Annotated in this window: 15 protein-coding genes; 10 read left to right on the forward strand and 5 right to left on the reverse strand. The window is 62.2% G+C overall.

Annotated elements, in window-relative coordinates; translation table 11 throughout:
* The first annotated feature begins 116 nt into the window (after positions 1-116).
* The 5 genes from argF (at position 117) to ridA (ending at position 5,157) form a co-directional block, all read left to right on the forward strand.
* Positions 117-1,136 carry an ornithine carbamoyltransferase gene (argF, locus tag WCL58_RS10470; protein ID WP_048321256.1) on the forward strand — a complete coding sequence of 340 codons (1,020 nt, stop codon included), beginning with the start codon at positions 117-119 and terminating at the stop codon, positions 1,134-1,136.
* 195 nt (positions 1,137-1,331) lie between these two features.
* Positions 1,332-2,900, forward strand: coding sequence for an ABC transporter substrate-binding protein (locus WCL58_RS10475; protein WP_336851101.1), 1,569 nt, complete (start codon positions 1,332-1,334; stop codon positions 2,898-2,900).
* Positions 2,901-3,198: 298 nt separating this feature from the next.
* Positions 3,199-4,134 (forward strand): aspartate carbamoyltransferase, encoded by a 936-nt coding sequence (pyrB, locus tag WCL58_RS10480; RefSeq protein WP_102985531.1) that lies wholly within the window; start codon positions 3,199-3,201, stop codon positions 4,132-4,134.
* A gap of 12 nt (positions 4,135-4,146) precedes the next feature.
* On the forward strand, positions 4,147-4,611 hold the full coding sequence (pyrI, locus tag WCL58_RS10485) for an aspartate carbamoyltransferase regulatory subunit (protein ID WP_038879023.1): 465 nt from the start codon (positions 4,147-4,149) through the stop codon (positions 4,609-4,611).
* 159 nt (positions 4,612-4,770) lie between these two features.
* Positions 4,771-5,157 (forward strand): 2-iminobutanoate/2-iminopropanoate deaminase, encoded by a 387-nt coding sequence (ridA, locus tag WCL58_RS10490; protein ID WP_004933379.1) that lies wholly within the window; start codon positions 4,771-4,773, stop codon positions 5,155-5,157.
* Positions 5,158-5,204: 47 nt separating this feature from the next.
* Here the strand turns inward: ridA and WCL58_RS10495 are convergent, their stop codons facing one another.
* The 4 genes from WCL58_RS10495 to mgtA form a co-directional block, all read right to left on the reverse strand.
* Positions 5,205-5,471 (reverse strand): hypothetical protein, encoded by a 267-nt coding sequence (locus WCL58_RS10495; RefSeq protein ID WP_084826923.1) that lies wholly within the window; start codon positions 5,469-5,471, stop codon positions 5,205-5,207.
* A 62-nt stretch (positions 5,472-5,533) separates the two neighbouring features.
* A complete protein-coding gene (locus tag WCL58_RS10500; protein ID WP_336851104.1) occupies positions 5,534-6,112 on the reverse strand; it encodes a hypothetical protein in 579 nt (192 codons plus the stop codon).
* 140 nt (positions 6,113-6,252) lie between these two features.
* Positions 6,253-8,646 carry a beta-N-acetylhexosaminidase gene (locus tag WCL58_RS10505; protein WP_336851106.1) on the reverse strand — a complete coding sequence of 798 codons (2,394 nt, stop codon included), beginning with the start codon at positions 8,644-8,646 and terminating at the stop codon, positions 6,253-6,255.
* 211 nt (positions 8,647-8,857) lie between these two features.
* Complete coding sequence (gene mgtA, locus WCL58_RS10510) at positions 8,858-11,566, reverse strand: magnesium-translocating P-type ATPase (RefSeq protein WP_336851108.1); 2,709 nt, start codon at positions 11,564-11,566, stop codon at positions 8,858-8,860.
* Between the two features lie 422 nt (positions 11,567-11,988).
* Between mgtA and treR the strand changes: the two genes are divergently transcribed.
* The 3 genes from treR to treC all read left to right on the forward strand — a co-directional run bounded on the left by treR (position 11,989) and on the right by treC (position 16,221).
* Positions 11,989-12,936, forward strand: coding sequence for a trehalose operon repressor TreR (gene treR / locus WCL58_RS10515; protein ID WP_038879034.1), 948 nt, complete (start codon positions 11,989-11,991; stop codon positions 12,934-12,936).
* Between the two features lie 137 nt (positions 12,937-13,073).
* Entirely contained in the window at positions 13,074-14,489 is a 1,416-nt protein-coding gene (gene treB / locus WCL58_RS10520; protein ID WP_336851109.1) for a PTS trehalose transporter subunit IIBC, read from the forward strand.
* A gap of 67 nt (positions 14,490-14,556) precedes the next feature.
* A complete protein-coding gene (gene treC, locus WCL58_RS10525; protein ID WP_336851111.1) occupies positions 14,557-16,221 on the forward strand; it encodes an alpha,alpha-phosphotrehalase in 1,665 nt (554 codons plus the stop codon).
* A gap of 28 nt (positions 16,222-16,249) precedes the next feature.
* Here the strand turns inward: treC and WCL58_RS10530 are convergent, their stop codons facing one another.
* The gene (locus WCL58_RS10530) at positions 16,250-16,774 is read right to left on the reverse strand and encodes an NAD(P)H-dependent oxidoreductase (RefSeq protein ID WP_033652976.1); all 525 of its coding nucleotides are present in this window, start codon (positions 16,772-16,774) and stop codon (positions 16,250-16,252) included.
* A 106-nt stretch (positions 16,775-16,880) separates the two neighbouring features.
* Here WCL58_RS10530 and WCL58_RS10535 point away from each other — a divergent pair, with 106 nt between their 5' ends.
* Both WCL58_RS10535 and nrdD read left to right on the forward strand, forming a co-directional pair.
* Complete coding sequence (locus WCL58_RS10535) at positions 16,881-17,795, forward strand: LysR family transcriptional regulator (RefSeq protein ID WP_336851113.1); 915 nt, start codon at positions 16,881-16,883, stop codon at positions 17,793-17,795.
* Positions 17,796-18,039: 244 nt separating this feature from the next.
* Entirely contained in the window at positions 18,040-20,178 is a 2,139-nt protein-coding gene (nrdD, locus tag WCL58_RS10540; protein WP_004933403.1) for an anaerobic ribonucleoside-triphosphate reductase, read from the forward strand.
* Positions 20,179-20,237: the final 59 nt, after the last annotated feature.

Consider the following 20,237-nt stretch of genomic DNA (forward strand, 5'->3'; position numbering starts at 1 on the left):
CACCGCCGACATTGCTTCCACGATAAACGTGAAAGATTTCCTCGCCGGGGTTGAAATTGAATATTCATACATATAAAGTGAATTTTAATTCAATTACACAATCAGGGAATCGGACTATGAGCACCGGCAATGCGTTCTACCAACGTCACTTTCTGAGGTTAATGGATTTCACCCCCGCCGAGCTGCAGGCGCTGCTGCGGCTTTCGGCCGATCTGAAGCAGGCCAAGAAGCAGGGGCAGGAACAGCGCCGGCTGCAGGGCAAAAACATTGCGCTCATCTTCGAAAAAGACTCGACCCGCACGCGATGCTCTTTCGAAGTTGCCGCATTCGATCAAGGCGCCCAGGTCACTTACCTCGGCCCGAGCGGCAGCCAGATCGGCCATAAAGAGTCGATGAAAGACACCGCCCGGGTGCTGGGCCGCCTGTACGACGGTATTCAGTATCGCGGCTACGGCCAGGCGCTGGTGGAAACCCTGGCAGAATACGCCGGCGTGCCGGTGTGGAACGGCCTGACCGACGAGTTCCACCCCACCCAACTGCTGGCGGATCTGCTCACCGTGCAGGAACACCTGCCGGGCAAGGCGCTGAGCGAAGTGAAACTGGCGTACATCGGCGACGCGCGCAACAACATGGGCAACACGCTGCTGGAAGCCGCCGCGCTGGCGGGCATGGATCTGCGGCTGGTGGCGCCGAAGGCCTGCTGGCCGCAGCCGGAGCTGGTGGCCGAATGCCAGGCGCTGGCGCAGCAAACCGGCGCGAAACTCACCCTGACCGAAGATATCGCCGAAGGGGTGCAAGACGCCGACTTCCTCTACACCGACGTGTGGGTGTCGATGGGCGAACCAAAAGAGACCTGGCAGGAGCGTATCGCGCTGCTGCGGCCGTATCAGGTCAACATGGCGATGCTGAAGCTGACCGGCAACCCGAACGTGAAGTTCCTGCACTGCCTGCCGGCGTTCCACGACGATCAAACCACGCTCGGCAAGCAGATGGCGCAGCAGTACGATCTGCACGGCGGCATGGAAGTGACCGACGAAGTGTTCGAATCGGCGCACAGCGTGGTGTTCGATCAGGCGGAAAACCGGCTGCACACCATCAAAGCGGTGCTGGTCGCCACGCTGAGCGAAACCCTCTGACAGTCCTCCCCTCCGCCCTGGCGCCCCCGGCCAGGGCGGCTAATATATTCCAGGAATATCAAATAGCGGATTGACCTTTGCCCGCCGCGGGCAAAGGTTCTACCGTGACAGGCCGACGGCACCCGCGCCGTAAAAACCAACGATAACAAACCGTTCTCAGCGCCGCCTGGCGGCGCCTTCAGGGGATACACACCGATGAAAGCCAAACTCTTGCCGCTGTTCCTGCTCGCCGCCCTGCCCGCCGCCGCGTTAGCCGCCACGCCGCCGAATACGCTGGTGGTGGTGCAATCGCTGGATGACATCGTCAGCCTCGATCCGGCGGAAGCCAACGAACTCTCCAGCATCCAGACGGTGCCCAGCCTGTATCAACGATTGGTGCAGGCGGATCGCGACGATCCGGCCAAGGTGGCACCGGTGCTGGCGGAAAGCTGGCAGAGCGATGCGGCGGCCAAAACGCTGACGGTGAAACTGCGGCCGCAGGCGGCGTTCGCCTCCGGCAACCCGCTGACCGCCGACGACGTGATCTTCTCCTACAGCCGCGCGGTCAAGATGAACAAATCGCCGGCGTTCATCCTCAACGTGCTTGGCTGGCAGCCGGACAACATCGACGCGCAGTTGAAAAAGATCGACGAACATACCGTGCAGCTGCGCTGGACGGCGGACGTCAGCCCGGCGGTGGTGCTGAATATCCTCTCGACGCCGATCGCCTCGATCGTCGACAGCAAGGCGGCGCTGGCCAACGTTAAAGACGGCGACTTCGGCAACGCCTGGCTGAAAATGCACTCCGCCGGCAGCGGCCCGTTCAAGATGCGCGTCTATCAGCCGCATCAGGCGATCGTGCTGGATGCCAACCCCACCACGCCGGGCGACAAGCCGCAGCTGAAAAATATCATCATTAAAAACGTGCCGGATCCGGCCACCCGCCGCCTGCTGATCCAGCAGGGCGACGCCGATATCGCCCGCGAACTGGGCGCCGATCAGACCGACACGCTGAAAAACCAGCCGGGCGTCAAGGTGCTGGAGATCCCGTCCGCCGAGCAAAACTACCTGGTGTTCAACACCGGCAACGGCGCCAATCCGCTGCTGAACAACCCGGCCTTCTGGGAAGCGGCGCGCTACCTGGTGGATTATCAGGGCATCACGAAGGATCTGCTGAAGGGCCAATACTTCGTGCACCAGAACTTCCTGCCGGTCGGGCTGCCGGGCGCGCTGGAGACCAACCCGTTCCGCTACGATCCGGCCAAGGCGAAAGCCATCCTGGCCAAAGCGGGCATCACCCACGCCGCCTTTACGCTGGACGTAGAGAACAAGCCGCCGTTCATCACCATCGCGCAGGCGCTGCAGGGCAGCTTCGCCGCCGCCGGCGTGAAGGTAGAGCTGCTGCCGGCGGCGGGCAGCCAGGTTTACTCCCGCGTGCGCGCCAGGCAGCATCAGGCGGCGATCCGCCTGTGGATCCCGGATTACTTCGACGCCCACTCCAACGCCAGCGCCTTCGCCTATAACGACGGCAAAAGCAGCACGGTAGCCGGACTGAACGGCTGGCAGATCCCGCAGTTGAACCAGCAGACGCTGGCGGCGCTGGCCGAAGCCGATCCGGCCAAGCGCCGCGCGCTGTACACCGCCATGCAGCAGGAGCTGCAGCGCAGTTCGCCTTACGTGTTTATCGATCAGGCCAAAACCGAAGTGGTGCTGCGCGACAACGTCAAAGGCTACCAGCAGGGGCTGAACGCCGACATGGTCTACTACGATCGCGTCAGCAAATAGCCGGCGGGCGGCCATCGCCGGCCAATCGATTGCGGGGCGGCAAAAAACGGCGTTTTAGCGCTTGCAGTGGCGAAAAGCACGAGTATAATGCGCCACAATTTGCCAGGAGAAAGCATGAAAAACGACGTTTGTTTTGTTAGCCACAATCGACAAAACCGACTGCCTATCGGCGGCCAGCTGCCGTTGTTTCTCCTGTTGCTAAACCGATCGTTTCAAGCCCCTCATTGAGGGGCTTTTTTTTGCCTTGAGAATATCCCAAAGTCCCGCGCCACGGGCACGCGTCGAGGAGGAGTGAAAAATGGCCAACCCGCTGTATCACAAACACATCATCTCTATTAACGATCTCAGCCGCGAGGATCTGGAGCTGGTGCTGCGCACCGCCGCCGGTCTGAAAGCCAACCCGCAGCCGGAACTGTTGAAACACAAGGTGATCGCCAGCTGCTTCTTCGAAGCCTCGACCCGTACCCGCCTGTCGTTCGAAACCTCGATGCACCGCCTCGGCGCCTCGGTGGTGGGCTTCGCCGACGGCAGCAACACCTCGCTCGGCAAGAAAGGCGAAACCCTGGCCGACACCATCTCGGTGATCAGCACCTACGTGGACGCTATCGTGATGCGTCATCCGCAGGAAGGCGCGGCGCGCATGGCCGCTGAATTCTCCGGCAACGTACCGGTGCTCAACGCCGGCGACGGCGCCAACCAGCACCCGACCCAGACCCTGCTGGATCTGTTCACCATCCAGGAAACCCAGGGGCGCCTGAGCAACCTCAGCATCGCCATGGTCGGCGACCTGAAGTACGGCCGCACCGTGCACTCGCTCACCCAGGCGCTGGCCAAGTTCGAAGGCAACCGCTTCTACTTCATCGCCCCGGACGCGCTGGCGATGCCGGCCTACATCCTGAAAATGCTGGAAGAGAAAGGCATCGAGTACAGCCTGCACAGCAGCATTGAAGAAGTGGTGCCGGAGCTGGATATTCTCTACATGACCCGGGTACAGAAAGAGCGCCTCGATCCGTCCGAGTACGCCAACGTGAAGGCGCAGTTCGTGCTGCGCGCCGCGGATCTGGCCGACGCGCGCGCCAACCTCAAGGTGCTGCACCCGCTGCCGCGCATCGACGAGATCGCCACCGACGTGGATAAAACGCCGTACGCTTACTACTTCCAGCAGGCGGGCAACGGCATCTTCGCCCGCCAGGCGCTGCTGGCGCTGGTGCTTAACGCAGATTTGGCTCTTTAAGGGGGAACCGCCATGACTCACGACAATAAACTGCAGGTCGAAGCGATCAAATGCGGCACGGTGATCGACCACATTCCGGCGCAGATCGGGTTCAAACTGCTGACGCTGTTCAAGCTGACCGCCACCGACCAGCGCATCACCATCGGCCTGAACCTGCCCTCCAACGAGCTGGGCCGCAAAGATCTGATCAAGATCGAGAACACCTTCCTGACCGAGCAGCAGGCCAACCAGCTGGCGATGTACGCGCCGAAGGCCACGGTAAACCGCATCGATAACTATGAAGTGGTGCGCAAACTGACCCTCAGCCTGCCGGATCACATCGACGGCGTGCTGACCTGCCCGAACAGCAACTGCATCAGCCGCAGCGAGCCGGTGGCGTCGAGCTTCAGCGTGAAGCCGCGCGACGGCGAAGTGCACCTGAAGTGCCGCTACTGCGAGAAAGAGTTCGAGCATCAGGTGGTGCTGCAGGCCGACTAATCCCGGCATCGGCGCCGGGAGATGGCGCTGTTATTCTCCCGGTGACGCCCTATAATGGGTCCTCTGAAAATAACTCTACCCACGTTGCTACCCACCGAATTTTACGCTGCGGCCGACCGCGCGGCGGCGTAAAAGACAACGGGTCTATCAGGAGAAAACATGTCACGTAACATCAGCACTGAACTCGCCCCGGCAGCCATTGGTCCTTACGTGCAGGGCGTTGATCTGGGCAGCATGATCATCACTTCCGGCCAGATCCCGGTCGATCCGAAAACCGGCGCCGTTGCCGACGACGTGGCCGCTCAGGCGCGCCAGTCGCTGGAAAACGTCAAAGCGATCGTCGAAGCCGCCGGCCTGATCGTTGCCGACATCGTGAAAACCACCGTGTTCGTGAAAGACCTGAACGACTTCGCCACCGTCAACGCTGCGTACGAAGCCTTCTTCACCGAGCACAGCGCGCCGTTCCCGGCCCGCTCTTGCGTGGAAGTGGCGCGTCTGCCAAAAGACGTGAAGATCGAAATCGAAGCCATCGCCGTGCGTCGTTAATCGACGCTCACGCGAATCACGGCCAGTGCAGACTGGCCGTTTTTACATTACTTGAATGCTGGGCGCCGACGGACACAACCCAAAGTTTCAGCAGCCGGAGAGGATGAAGCGTTAACCTGTTTAACCGCCTGTTTTAAAACGGCGATAACCTCTTCTCGCGAAGCCGTAATCGGTTTGCCGCGAGGCGTTATGCGGTCAATCTGTTCAGATGTATAGGTGTTCACTGCATCTACACCTTCCATGCCGAATTTATACACCTTCAGCTCATAAGAGGCAGGTTTTGTTACCTGACGTTTTGTTGACTTTATCACCATGCGAACCTCCTGTGACCCTACCGGCATTTCGCCATTATTGCGCAAATTTCACCCACCTTCAATTATGAGGCCGGCGGCGAAAAACCTTCCTGGAACCTCAGGAAAAGCGCCTCAGCGTCTCGATAAAGTATCTGTTTGAGCCCCCCGGTGAGGTCGACAAAATGATGATGATTTATATAATAATCAGCCAACTCCGTATTAATCGGCGATATTAAGCGCAAACCTGCGCATGCCGTATCCACCATAAAGAGCACGGCGACATAGAGCGCAAAACGTAGCGTATTGCCATCAAGGCTCGAGTCTCTAATACGAAAATTCTGCAGCATCTCAATATTTAACATCGCCAGATGCTCGCCTGCAGCCGGACAAAACCGGCAGAGACAGGCGCCGGCCGGCCGGTCATCGATGCCCTGTATCTTAAAGCTAAACATAAAGCCGTCAGGATCGCCCAACGCGGCGCCATTCAACTCCCAGGGAATACGGCGCTCTTCGGGTTGTTGGCGAGCTAACGCAACGCACCACTCAAAATCTTCAGCATTCATCATTTGCACCCGGACACCATACCCGGCCTCAGCAAAGAGGTCATTGGTTGCAGCCAGTGCGCCTTCTCCAATCAATCGGACATTAAAAACATGCGGCATTATCAATCCCTTGAATGCGTAAACCGTATTGAATGAACAAATCGGGCTGGATTTTACAACCAGCCCGTCGTTTCTGCTCTTTCAACCACATCGCAATGTCGAGATATGGAATACGCCCCGCAGTTTCTTCGCCCCCCTCCTTACGGCGCCGTTTGCATCCCACGCAGCAGCGCCTCCAGCGGGTACACCGCCGCAATCACCACTTCGTCACGCGTCTGCGCCGCCGCATCCAGTTGGCGCTGCGCTTGCTCGGCCTCGGCCCGGCTCAGCGGTTTGCCCTGCTGATGGCGATCCAGCAGCGTTAAGCCCAGCGTGGCCAAGGCGCCAACGTCCTGCGCCATCGGCGCCAGATCGCGCAGCGTGCGGTTGCCCGCGATCGCCGTCTGCAATGCAGCGCCGTTCGCCTGCCAGCGCTGCAGCCGTTCGCGCAGCGCCTGCGCCGCCGCCTTATCGCGCTTATCCTTCAACAAGGCCGCAACCTGGGCATGCATGTCGCGCACTGCGCCGCTCTCCGGCGGTAGCGCATCGGCAAAGCGGTTCAGCGGCTCGAACTGGTGATAGTTGCCGGCCTGGAACTTCAGGTGCTGGCGGGTGTAATACTGCGCCGGCTCCACCGCCTCGGCCAGGATCTGCAGCGGCAGGATCTGCACGCTGTTGCTCAGCCGGGTGAATTCGCGCGCCGTTTCCGCGTGCTGCTGCAGGCCGACCGACACCACCGACCAGGCGTCGATCGCCGCCAGCCGCCGGTACATGTTGCTTTCGTCGGTGACGTCCTGCGCCGACCACAGCCGCTCCGCCACCGCGAAGGCCCGCGGCCACAGCTTAAGATCGAGAAGCGGCGCACGCACGTTTTCCGCCCACAGCGCCGCTTCGCCGCCGAGAATGTTGGCCTGCCCCTTCTCGTCCGGCACCACCGGCATCTTGCCCGCCGGCACCGCCGCCAGCTTGTCGCCGCGGGTGGGGTAACGCACGTTGCCGACCAGCGTATAGCCGCTGAGCTTGTCCTGCTGCAGCGTGAACACCGGCCACGTGTCGCCCATCCAGGTATCGACGCGGAACGTCACCTGCTGCGGCGTACGCCAGACGATGTCGTGCACCGCGCGGCGCGACTTGCCATTGAAATCGATAAAGCCGCGCCAGCCCTGCTTGCCCTCAATCAGCGTGAAGCTGCCCTCCACCGCGCTACCCTTCAGGCGCGGCATGCTGAAGCGCCAGCTTTGCGCCTGCTCGCCGGGCTGCACCGCCGTCTCGACCCCCAGCGGCTGCGGCAGAATTTCATTGCGGTAGTGATAGGCGGTGCTTTGCGGCTGATCGAGATAGAAACCGGTGGAGAGAATGCCCTGATAGCCGTCCTGGGCGCTGGCACCCAGCGAGTCTTGCCCCTGCCAGGATTGAATGACGATCGAACGCGGCAGCGACGGGTGGTAGATCTCGTCCCAGCCGACCATCTGCCGCTGGTGCTTCCCGAGGATCTTTTCCAGCTTCTGGTTGAAGTAGGCCTGCAGCGCATGGGTATCCGCCAGCCCGTTCTTCTGCATAAACGCCTGAATCGACGGCGACGCCCGCCACTGGCTGGCGTCCACCTCATCGCCGCCGATGTGCAGATAAGGATCGGAGAAGATCGCCGCCAGCTCGCCGACGATCGTGTCGACAAACTGATACACCTCGTCGCGGGTCGGATCGAGCGTCGGCTTATGCACGCCCCACTCGCGCTCCATGCGATACGGCCCCGGCGCGCTCATCAGCTCGGGATAGGCCACCGCAATGCTGGAGGCGTGCCCCGGCATGTCGATCTCCGGCACCACGCGAATGCCGCGCGCCGTGGCATAAGCCACCACCTGCCGCATCTGCTCGCGGGTGTAGAACTGGCCGTCGCTGGCCTGCTGTTGCAGTTTGGGATAATGCTCGGAGGCAAAGCGCCAGCCCTGATCGTCGGTCAGGTGCCAGTGGAACACGTTAAGCTTGGCCGCCGCCATGCCGTCGAGCTGGCGGAGAATGTCCGGCAGCGGCAGGAAATGGCGCGCCGAATCCAACAAGACGCCGCGCCACGGGAAGCGCGGCACATCGCGGATATCCACCAGCGGCAGGAAGGTGTTTTGCCCGTCGGTCTGCAGCAGCTGCAGCAGGGTTTCCATGCCGCGCAGCGCGCCGAAGCGGGTGTTGGCGGTCAGCGTGGCGCCCTGCGGCGTGACCGCCAGCCGGTAACTTTCGTCGCTGCCCGGCAGCGGCTGCGCCGCCACCCGGTCCTTGATCACCACCTTGATCGCCGCGCCGTTCGCTTCTTCCATCGGCGCCAGCGTCCAGCCGGTCTGCAGTTCGATGCGCTGGCGCCAGCGCGGCAGCGCATCGCCCAAGTCGTCACCCTGGACGCTTAACGACAACTGGCGATCCAAAATCAGCTTGCCCGCCGGTTGCGTCACTTCCACCTGCTGCGGCCAGGGCATCAGAGGCAGATCGCCGGCCGGCTGCGCCAGCGCGCCGCAAGAAAACCATAGCGATGAAGCCAGTAGCGTATAACGGAAAGGTCTGTGCATCGGAAATTCCTCAGAGGAAAAAAACAAAATATCCCCAATGAATTTCAAGCCACCGCTAGGCGATAAACAACAACGCGGTGGCTTGAAAGGCGCAGGGGAAAACAGCCAACGCTGTAGATAAAGACTCAGCACAGAACAGATGTCCAACCGTTACGGTGAAAAAGCGGACGGGATCACAGTTGCCCCCTCCCGGCCGGAGGGGGCGAGCGGGTTATTGCCAGCCGTAGCGGCGCACGAACCAGCCTTTCACGCACTGGGTCAGCACCATGTAACCGGCGAGGATCAGCACCAGCCACGGGAAGTAGGCGAGCGGCAGCGCCTGCAGCTGCAGGAAGCCGGCCAGCGGCGAGAACACCAGGCCGATGCCGGTGGCGATCACCGCCAGCGTCATGATGCACAGCGGCCAGGATGGGCGGCTCTGGATAAACGGAATTTTGCGCGTGCGGATCATGTGCACGATCAGCGTTTGCGACAGCAGCCCTTCAACGAACCAGCCGGACTGGAACAGCGTCTGCATTTCCGGCGTATTGGCCTTGAACACCCACCACATCAGGCTGAAGGTCAGCACGTCGAAGATCGAGCTGATCGGCCCGAAGAACACCATAAACCGCCCCAGATCGGCGGAGTTCCAGCGCTGCGGCTGGGTGATCTGATCGTCGTCGACGTTATCGAACGGGATGGCGATCTGCGAGATGTCGTACATCAGGTTCTGAATCAACAGGTGCAGCGGCAACATCGGCAGGAACGGCAGGAAGGCGCTGGCGATCAACACGCTGAACACGTTACCGAAGTTGGAGCTGGCGGTCATCTTGATGTATTTCAGCATGTTGGCGAAGGTACGGCGCCCTTCGATCACCCCCTGCTCCAGCACCATCAGGCTTTTTTCCAGCAGGATGATGTCCGCCGCTTCCTTGGCGATGTCCACCGCCGAATCGACGGAGATGCCGATATCGGCCGCGCGCAGCGCCGGCGCGTCGTTGATGCCGTCGCCCATAAAGCCCACCACGTGCCCCTGGCGGCGCAGCAGTTTGACGATGCGCTCCTTGTGCAGCGGCGTCAGCTTGGCGAACACCGTGGTGCGCGCCGCCGCCTGCGCCAGCTGTTCGTCGTCCATCTGCTCGATCTCGCTGCCGCGCAGCAGGTGCTCGGCCGCCAGCCCGACGTCCCGGCACACTTTGGCGGCCACCAGCTCGTTGTCGCCGGTGAGGATCTTCACCGTGACGCCGTTCTGTTTCAGCGCCGCCAGCGCCGGTGCGGTGCTCTCCTTCGGCGGATCGAGGAAGGCGACGTAGCCTTCGAGGATCAGATCCGACTCGTCCGCCACGCCGTATTCATGGGTTTGCGCCGGCAGGATCTTGTTGGCCACCGCCACCACCCGCAGCCCCTGCTGGTTGAGATCGTCGGTGATGCGGCGAATGCGCGTCAGCAGCGCCTCGCTCAGCGGGATCACCTCGTCTTCGTGGCGCACGTGGCTGCAAATCGCCAGCATCTCTTCCAGCGCGCCCTTGCACACCAGCTCGTGATACTCGTTGTCTTTCGCCACCACCACCGACATGCGACGGCGCACAAAGTCGAACGGGATCTCATCCACCTTGCGATAGTGCTGCAGCGCTTCCGGCTGCTGATTTTGCTCCGCGCAGCTCAGCACCGCCACGTCGAGCAGGTTTTTCAACCCGGTCTGGTAGAAGCTGTTCAGCCAGGCGTAGCGCAGCACCCGCTCGCTGCTGGCGCCGAACACGTCGGTATGGCGCTCCAGTACGATCTTGTCTTGGGTCAGGGTGCCGGTCTTGTCGGTGCACAGAATATCCATGGCACCGAAGTTCTGGATGGCGTCCAGGCGTTTGACGATCACCTTCTGGCGCGACAGTTTCACCGCCCCTTTGGCCAGCGTCGAGGTGACGATCATCGGCAGCATTTCCGGCGTCAGCCCGACCGCCACCGACAGCGCGAACAGCGCCGCTTCCCACCAGTCGCCCTTGGTGTAGCCGTTGATCAGCAGCACGATCGGCGTCATCACCAGCATAAAGCGGATCAGCAGCCAGCTGACCTTGCTGATGCCGCTCTGGAAGGCGTTCGGCTGCTCATCCTGGCTGGTGACGCGCTGCGCCAGCTGGCCGAAATAGGTGTTGCCGCCGGTGCCGATCACCATCGCCAGCGCGGTGCCGCTGACCACGTTGGTGCCCATGAAGCACAGGTTCTGGCAGTCGAGCGGATCGGCCGCCAACGCCTGCGGCGCCGCGGATTTTTCCACCGGCAGCGATTCACCGGTCAGCGCCGCCTGGCTGATGAACAGATCCTTGGCCGACAGCACGCGCAGATCCGCCGGGATCATGTCGCCGGCCGCCAGCTTGATGATATCGCCCGGCACCAGCTGCGCGATCGGCAGCTCTACGTGCTCGCTCCTGCCGGTGAGCGCATCGCTGCGGATCACCGTGGCGGTGTTGCTCACCATGGCCTTCAGCGCGTCGGCCGCCCGGTTGGAGCGCGCCTCCTGGATGAAGTTCAGCAGCGTGGAGATCAGCACCATCAGCGCGATCACCAAGGCGCCGGTCAGATCCTCGGTGGCATAAGAAATCATGCCGAGCGCGGTCAGCAGCAGGTTGAACGGGTTGCGGTAACAGTGCCAGAGGTGCTGCCACCAGGCCTCTTTCTGCTGATCGTCGATGACGTTCTCGCCGCAGCGCTGGCGCACCTGTTCCGCCTCATGGGCGGTGATGCCTTCCGGGTGGCTGTGGAAACGCTCAAAGAGTTGCATCGTCTCTGCGGCGGCGCATTCCAGCCGCTGCTGCGCCAGGCCGGCCGGCATATCGCGCGCAGCGCCGCCGACGCTGTCCAGCAGGCTGTCGCGCCGCACCAAACGGCGCGGGAGGCCACGGGCGAACAGGCCCAGCAGCTGACGGGGGAGTTTTTTCAGTTTCATGGTCGCACCTCGTCGCCCGGTGCCTCACGGCAGCGGGTAAACGGGGATCGTCATCGGCCGGGCGGATGGCGGGCACGCCAAAAAGCCTCTGCCAATGCAGATCCTTATTCTTTTTTTCAGCAGCAGGAGCGAACGACGAAGCGCGCGCCACCGGTTACCGTGATGTACTTCACCGGTAAAACAGCAGCGCCAGGCGGAGAGGTTTTACCGGAGAACCGAGTGAGTGTCTAAAGCAGTCGGGTCGGGGTCCATATGGGGTATAACCTCCGGTAAAGGGAAAAACAGAGCGGCAGGAGCGGCCGTTCATCGCAATGTCACAATCCCGTTTTGCATCAAGATCCGCGTCGGAAAATGAGCTATGCTGACGGGCATTCATTATTGGCCGTCAATTTACGCCTTACAACCTAAACGACAAGTAAACCATGCAAAACCGGCTGACCATCAAGGACATCGCACGCCTGAGCGGCGTAGGCAAATCCACCGTCTCACGCGTGCTGAACAATGAAGGCAGCGTGAGCCCGCAAACCCGCGAACGGGTGGAAGCGGTGATCCGTCAGCAGGGGTTTACCCCCTCCAAGTCGGCGCGCGCCATGCGCGGCCAGAGCGACAAGGTGGTGGGCATCATCGTTTCCCGTCTCGATTCGCCGTCGGAAAACCAGGCGGTGCGCACCATGCTGCCGCTGCTGTATCAGCAGGGCTTCGACCCGATCGTGATGGAGAGCCAGTTCGAAACCCGCCTGGTGCAGGAGCACCTGCACGTGCTGCGCCAGCGCAACGTCGACGGCGTGATCCTGTTCGGCTTCACCGGCCTGACCGCGGCGATGCTCAAACCGTGGCAGGAAAAAATGGTGGTGATGGTGCGTGAATACGACGGCTTCTCGTCCGTCTGCTACGACGACGCCGGCGCGGTGAACCTGCTGATGGATCGCCTGCACCGGCAAGGGCACCGGCATATCGGCTATCTGGGGGTGCAGCTCAGCGACGCCACCACCGGCCAGCGCCGCTATCAGGCCTACCTCGACGCCTGTGAACGCCTCAAGCTCACGCCGCGCGCCACGCTGGGCGAGCTGAGCTACCAGAGCGGTTTCCAGCACGCCGCCGAGGTGATCGACTCGCACACCAGCGCGCTGATCTGCGCCTCCGACAGCATCGCCCTGGGGGCGATCAAATACCTGCAGCAGCAGCCGGCGCACGCCATTCAGGTGTGCGCCATCGGCAACACCCCGCTGCTCAGCTTCCTGTTCCCCGATACCCTGTCGGTCGAGTTCGGCTACGGCAGCGCCGGCCTGCTGGCGGCGCAGCAGCTGCTGGCGCAGCTCAGCGGCGAACAGGGGATCCGCCGCCTGGTGGTGCCCAGCAAACTTTCCTGACGATCTGCTTAGAAGTTGACCATTTTTTGTCATTTTGTGATCCTCGCCCCAAACCGGGAACGTTCCCATTTCATTCAAAAAGCCGAGTGGCTAAGCTTTTATCATTACTCAGTCAACACCTCTGCAGGTATCCCATAATGAGCAAAGTAAAACAGCAGGATATTGATCGCCTGATTGTTTTGGTCGGCGGCCGCGAGAATATCGCCACCGTCAGCCATTGCATTACCCGGTTGCGTTTCGTCCTCAATGACCCCAGCAAGGCCAGCCCCAAAGAAATCGAAGAGCTGCCGATGGTCAAAGGCTGCTTCACCAACGCCGGGCAGTTCCAGGTGGTGATCGGCACCGACGTCGGCGACTACTATCAGGCGCTGATCGCCAGCACCGGCGTCAACGAGGCCGACAAGGAACAGGCCAAGGTCGCCGCGCGCCAGAACATGACCTGGACCGAGCGCACCATCTCCCACTTCGCCGAGATCTTCTTCCCGCTGCTGCCGGCGCTGATCAGCGGCGGTCTGATCCTCGGCTTCCGCAACGTGATCGGCGACATCCCGATGTCCGACGGCCAAACGCTGGCGCAGATGCACCCGGCGTGGAAAACCATTTACGACTTCCTGTGGCTGCTCGGTGAAGCGATCTTCATGTTCCTGCCGGTGGCCATCTGCTGGTCGACGGTGAAAAAGATGGGCGGCACGCCGGTGCTCGGCATCGTGCTGGGCGTCACCCTGGTGTCGCCGCAGCTGATGAACTCCTACCTGCTCGGCCAGCAAACGCCGGAAGTGTGGAACTTCGGCTGGTTCGTGATCCAGAAAGTCGGCTATCAGGCGCAGGTGATCCCGTCGATCCTGGCGGGCATGGCGCTGGGCTGGATCGAAACCCGGCTGAAAAAGATCGTCCCCGACTATCTCTATCTGGTGGTGGTGCCGGTAGTTTCGCTGCTGCTGGCGGTGTTCCTGGCGCACGCGCTGATCGGGCCGTTCGGCCGCATGATCGGCGACGGCGTCGCCTGGGCGGTGAAAGCGGTGATGACCGGCAGCTTCGCCCCGGTGGGCGCCGCGCTGTTCGGCTTCCTGTATGCACCGCTGGTGATCACCGGCGTGCACCAGACCACGCTGGCCATCGACATGCAGATGATCCAGAGCATGGGCGGCACCCCGGTATGGCCGCTGATTGCGCTGTCCAACATCGCGCAGGCCTCGGCGGTGCTCGGCATCATCATCATCAGCCGCAAGGCCAACGAGCGTGAAATCTCGGTGCCGGCGGCGATCTCCGCCTATCTCGGCGTGACCGAACCGGCGATGTACGGCATCAACCTCAAATACCGCTTCCCGATGCTGTGCGCGATGATCGGCTCCGCGATCGCAGGCCTGATCTGCGGCCTGGACGGCGTGATGGCCAACGGCATCGGCGTCGGCGGCCTGCCGGGCATCCTGTCTATCAAACCGCAGTTCTGGCTGATTTACTCGCTGGCGATTCTGGTGGCGATCGTCATCCCGCTGGTGCTGACCATCATGGTCTACAAGCGCAAGGCCGCCCGCGGCGAGCTGCCGGTTTAATTGACGCAAAATGAATGTAGGGGCCTGCTTACGCAGGCCCGTTGTCACGATTCAAAGGTATTGATCTATGAGCAACCCAACCCCCTGGTGGCAGAACGGCGTCATCTATCAAATTTATCCGAAGAGTTTTCAGGACAGCACCGGCAACGGCTACGGCGATTTGGCCGGCGTGACCCGGCGGCTGGACTATCTGCAGGAGCTGGGCGTCGACGCCATCTGGCTGACGCCGGTCTACGTATCGCCGCAGGTGGACAACGGCTATGACGTGGCGGACTACTGCGCCATCGATCCGGCTTACGGCACCATGGCGGACTTCGAGCAGCTGGTCGCCGCCGCCCACCGGCGCGGCATCCGCATAGTGATGGACATGGTGTTCAACCACACCTCGACCGAGCATCCGTGGTTCAAGGCCGCGCAGGATCGCCACAGCCCGTATCGCCAGTTTTACGTCTGGCGCGACGGCGAGGGGGAGATACCGCCGAACAACTGGCGCTCCAAATTCGGCGGCAATGCCTGGCAGTGGCACGCCGACAGCGGCCAGTACTACCTGCACCTGTTCGCTACCGAGCAGGCGGATCTCAACTGGGAACACCCGCCGGTGCGCGAAGAGCTGAAGAAAGTGTGTCAGTTCTGGGCGGACAAAGGCGTCGACGGCCTGCGCCTCGACGTGATCAACCTGGTGTCCAAGCAGCAGGATTTCCCGTCCGACAGCCAGGGCGACGGCCGCCGCTTCTACACCGACGGCCCGCGCATTCACGAGTTCCTGCAGGAGATGAGCCGCGATGTGTTTCAGCCGCGCGGCCTGATGACGGTGGGCGAGATGTCTTCCACCACGCTTGAGCATTGCCAGCAGTACGCGGCGCAGAGCGGCGAAGAGCTGTCGATGACCTTCAACTTCCACCACCTGAAGGTAGACTACGCCGGCGGCGAAAAATGGACGCGGGCGGCGCCGGATTACGTGGAGTTAAAGCAGATCTTCCGCCACTGGCAGCAAGGGATGCATAACCGCGCCTGGAACGCACTGTTCTGGTGTAACCACGATCAGCCGCGCATCGTGTCGCGCTTCGGCGATGAAGGCGCACTGCGGGTGCCGGCCGCCAAAATGCTGGCGATGGTGCTGCACGGCATGCAGGGCACGCCTTATATCTATCAGGGTGAAGAGATCGGCATGACTAACCCCGGCTTCCGCGCCATCGAGCAGTACCGCGACGTGGAAAGCCTGAACATGTACGCCGAGCTGAGCGCCCAGGACCGCGGCGACGCCGAACTGCTGGCGATCCTGGCGGACAAATCGCGCGACAACGGCCGCACGCCGATGCAGTGGAGCGCCGCCCCGCACGCCGGTTTCACCACCGGCACGCCGTGGATCGGCTGCGCCGAGAACTACCCGCAGATCAACGCCGACGCGGCGCTGGCCGATCTCGACTCGGTGTTTTACGCCTACCGCCAGCTGATCATCCTGCGCAAGCAGTATCCGCTGCTGACCCACGGCGACTATCAGGATCTGGCGCCGGATCACCCGGCGCTGTGGTGCTATCAGCGCAGCTGGAACGGCCAGCGCCTGCTGGTGGTGGCCAACCTGAGCCGCGAGCCGCTGGCCTGGGCGGCGGAAGGCGTGGAAGCCTCCGCCCAGTGGCGCCCGCTGATGAGCAACTACAGCGACTCGGCGGATCAGCCGCAGGCGCTGACGCTGCGGCCGTTCGAAGCGGTGTGGTGGCTGCTCGAAGACTGACCCCGCAGGGCGCGGCGAACGCTGCGCCCTACAATGTCCCCATCAGCGCCACCACCCCGGCGGCCGCTTGCGCCAACTGCTCATCGCTCATGTCGCTCACGCCCTGCACCAGGTGCGGCGGCAGATAATCCATGCCGGTCAGGTTAGCCAGCGCGTGGAACGGCAGCAGCAGATCCTGCACCGGATAGCGGTTGTAGCCTGCCGGCGTGTAGGCCTGCGCGTTGCCGCCGGTGCTCACCACCAATTGCAGCGGCTTGCCATGCAGTTTGGTGCCCTCGCTGCCGTAGGCGAAACCATAAGTTAATACCGCGTCCTGCCATTCGCGCAGGATCGCCGGCGAGCTGTACCAGAAAAACGGGAACATCATCACCACCGCATCGTGGCTTTCCAGCAGCTCCTGTTCGCGCGCCACGTCGATGCGGTAATCCGGGTAAGCGCGGATCAGTTCGTGCACGGTCACGTTAGGCAGCGGGCGCACGGCCTCGATCAGCGCCTGGTTGATGCGCGACTCGTCGGGGGTGCGGTGGGCGGTTAACACTAAAATGCGTGACATAAAGGATTCCTTGAACGTAAAGAAGATGAGGCATTTTTCCATTTCTGCCGCTTCGGGTGTAGGCTGTTCAAGGTCACTTCAATTTCAACCGAAAGTATCAACCACTATGTCGCTGCCCTTTGACGTGCACCGCCTGCTGCCGGCCTTCCTCGCCGCCGCGCAGGCGCAAAATTTCTCCGCCGCCGCCCGCCAGCTGGGCGTCACGCCGGCGGCGGTCAGCAAAAATATCCGCGCGCTGGAAGAGAAGCTGGCGCTGCGGCTGTTTCAGCGCAATACCCACAACGTGCTGCTGACCGACGAGGGCAAAGCGCTGCTGGCGCAGGTGGCGCCGCTGTGGCAGGCGTTGGCGGCGACGCTGGAAAGCGCCGGCGGCGAGCGGCAGGCGCCGGCCGGGTTGGTGCGCGTCACGATGATCCCCGGCTTCGGCCGCCAGATGCTGATGCCGTTGATCCCGCAATTTCTGGCGCGCTACCCGCAGATCGATCTCGATCTGTCGCTGGACGCCCGGGTGGTGAATCTGGTGGGCGAAGGCTTCGACGTCGGCATCGGCAGCCGGGTCGATCCCGACAGCCGGCTGGTGGCGCGCCCGCTCTACCCGATGCATATGGCGCTGGCGGCGTCGCCCGACTATCTGGCGCGGCGCGGTGAACCGCAAACGCCGCACGACCTGCTGCGGCACGACTGCCTGCTGCACCGCAACCCCAGCAACGGCCGCCACGTCAAATGGCAGCTGCGCCATCAGGGCGAAACGCTGGCGCTGGATCTGAACGGCCGATTGGTGGTGAGCCGCCCGGAAATGTTGCTGGATGCGGCGCTGGCCGGGCTGGGCATCGTCAACCTGGCGCGCTGGTACCTCGAAAAGCACTTTGAGCAGGGCACGCTGCGGCCGGTGCTGGCGGAGTGCTGGCCGCGCCCGGTGCAGCTGTGGCTCTATTACGCCTCGGCGGATCTGCCGCCGCGGGTGCGCGTCTGGGTCGACTTTCTGCTGGCGCATTTTCGCGATCGGCCAGTGAGCGATTGACGTCTGTTCAGCTTGCACACGCTCTTCCGTTTTCCTTGTTCTACATCAAAAGAATCTCGCCAATATCTATATATAGTGCATTAAGAATTGCGAACACCTATATATAGTAGTTATCCACAAAATCATCCACACGCCGCCACAGCCCTTGCGCGCTGCGGCTTTGCCCTGTGGATAAGCGAAATTTGACGGTTGCTCGCCACGCCAGGCGGGTATGAACGCTCCCTCGGGGAACAAGGAGTACAACGTGAAACCAGTAGTGATTAAGCGGGACGGTTGCCAGGTACCTTTTGACGAAGCGCGCATCGCGCAAGCCATCGAGCGCGCCGCGCTGGCGGTGGGCGTGGTCGACGCCGACTACTGCGCCACCGTCGCCCGCGTGGTCGCTCAGCGCATGGAGCAGCAGCCGCGCGTCGATATCCACGAGATCCAGCAGGCGGTGGAAAACCAGCTGATGGCCGGCGAATACAAGCAGCTGGCGCGCGCCTATATCGAATACCGCCACGATCGCGACGTGGCGCGCGAGCTGCGCGGCCGCCTGAACCAGGAAATTCGCGGCCTGGTCGAGCAGAGCAACCGCGCGCTGCTGAACGAAAACGCCAACAAGGACAGCAAGGTGATCCCCACCCAGCGCGACCTGCTGGCGGGCATCGTCGCCAAACACTACGCCAAGCAGCACATCCTGCCGCGCGACGTGGTGCTGGCCCATGAACGCGGCGAAATTCACTATCACGATCTCGACTACTCGCCGTTCTTCCCGATGTTCAACTGCATGCTGATCGATCTGAAAGGCATGCTGACCAACGGCTTCAAGATGGGCAACGCCGAAATCGAGCCGCCGAAGTCGATCTCCACCGCCACCGCCGTGACCGCGCAGATCATCGCCCAGGTCGCCAGCCATATTTATGGCGGCACCACCATCAACCGCATCGATGAAATCCTGGCGCCGTTCGTCGACGAGAGCTTCCGCAAACACCTGCAGGTGGCGGAAGAATGGCAGATCCCGGACGCCAAAGGCTATGCCATGGCGCGCACCGAGAAAGAGTGTTACGACGCCTTCCAGTCGCTGGAGTACGAGGTCAACACCCTGCACACCGCCAACGGCCAGACGCCGTTCGTCACCTTCGGCTTCGGCCTTGGCACCAGCTGGGAGTCGCGCCTGATCCAGCGCTCGATCCTGAAAAACCGCATCGCCGGGCTGGGCAAAAACCGCAAGACCGCCGTGTTCCCCAAGCTGGTGTTCGCCATCCGCGACGGTCTCAACCACCAGTACGGCGATCCGAACTACGACATCAAGCAGCTGGCGCTGGAGTGCGCCAGCAAGCGCATGTACCCGGATATCCTCAACTACGATCAGGTGGTGAAGGTGACCGGCTCGTTCAAAACGCCGATGGGCTGCCGCAGCTTCCTCGGCACCTACGAGCAGGACGGCGAGCTGGTGCACGACGGCCGCAACAACATCGGCGTCATCAGCCTCAACCTGCCGCGCATCGCGCTGGAGGCGATGGGCGATGAGTCGCGCTTCTGGGCGCTGCTGGATCAGCGCCTGCAGCTGGCGAAAAAGGCCCTGATGACGCGCATCGCCCGGCTGGAAGGCATCAAAGCGCGGGTGGCGCCAATCTTGTACATGGAAGGCGCCTGCGGCGTGCGGCTCAAGGCCGACGACAACATCGCCGATATCTTCAAAAACGGCCGCGCTTCAATTTCGCTGGGCTATATCGGCCTGCACGAGACCATCAACGCGCTGTTCGGCGGCGAAAATCACGTGTATGACGACGAGGCGCTGCGCGCCAAAGCGGTGGCGATCGTCGCACGGCTGCGCGCCGCCGTCGATGCCTGGAAAGACGAGACCGGCTACGGCTTCAGCCTCTACAGCACGCCGAGCGAGAACCTGTGCGATCGCTTCTGCCGGCTGGACACCGCCGATTTCGGCGTGGTGCCGGGCGTCACCGATAAGGGCTATTACACCAACAGCTTCCACCTTGACGTGGAGAAGAAGGTCAATCCGTACGACAAGCTGGACTTCGAAGCGCCCTACCCGCCGTTGGCCAGCGGCGGCTTCATCTGCTACGGCGAATACCCGAACCTGCAGCATAACCTGAAGGCGCTGGAAGACGTGTGGGACTACAGCTACAGCCGGGTGCCTTACTACGGCACCAACACGCCGATCGACGAGTGCTACGAATGCGGCTTCACCGGTGAATTCTCCTGCACCAGCAAAGGCTTCACCTGCCCGAAATGCGGCAACCACGACTCGGCCAAGGTCTCGGTCACCCGCCGGGTGTGCGGCTATCTCGGCAGCCCCGATGCCCGGCCGTTCAACGCCGGCAAGCAGGAAGAGGTGAAACGCCGGGTGAAACACCTCGGCAACGGGCAGCTCGGCTGAGAAACGCCGTGCAACCCAGGTACAAGCCTGTTCATCAGGCGTGATTGTCGCAGCCAGTT

It is taken from the genome of Serratia sp. TMDUHS_CL (assembly GCF_037137105.1).
GTDB classification, from domain to species: domain Bacteria; phylum Pseudomonadota; class Gammaproteobacteria; order Enterobacterales; family Enterobacteriaceae; genus Serratia; species Serratia nevei.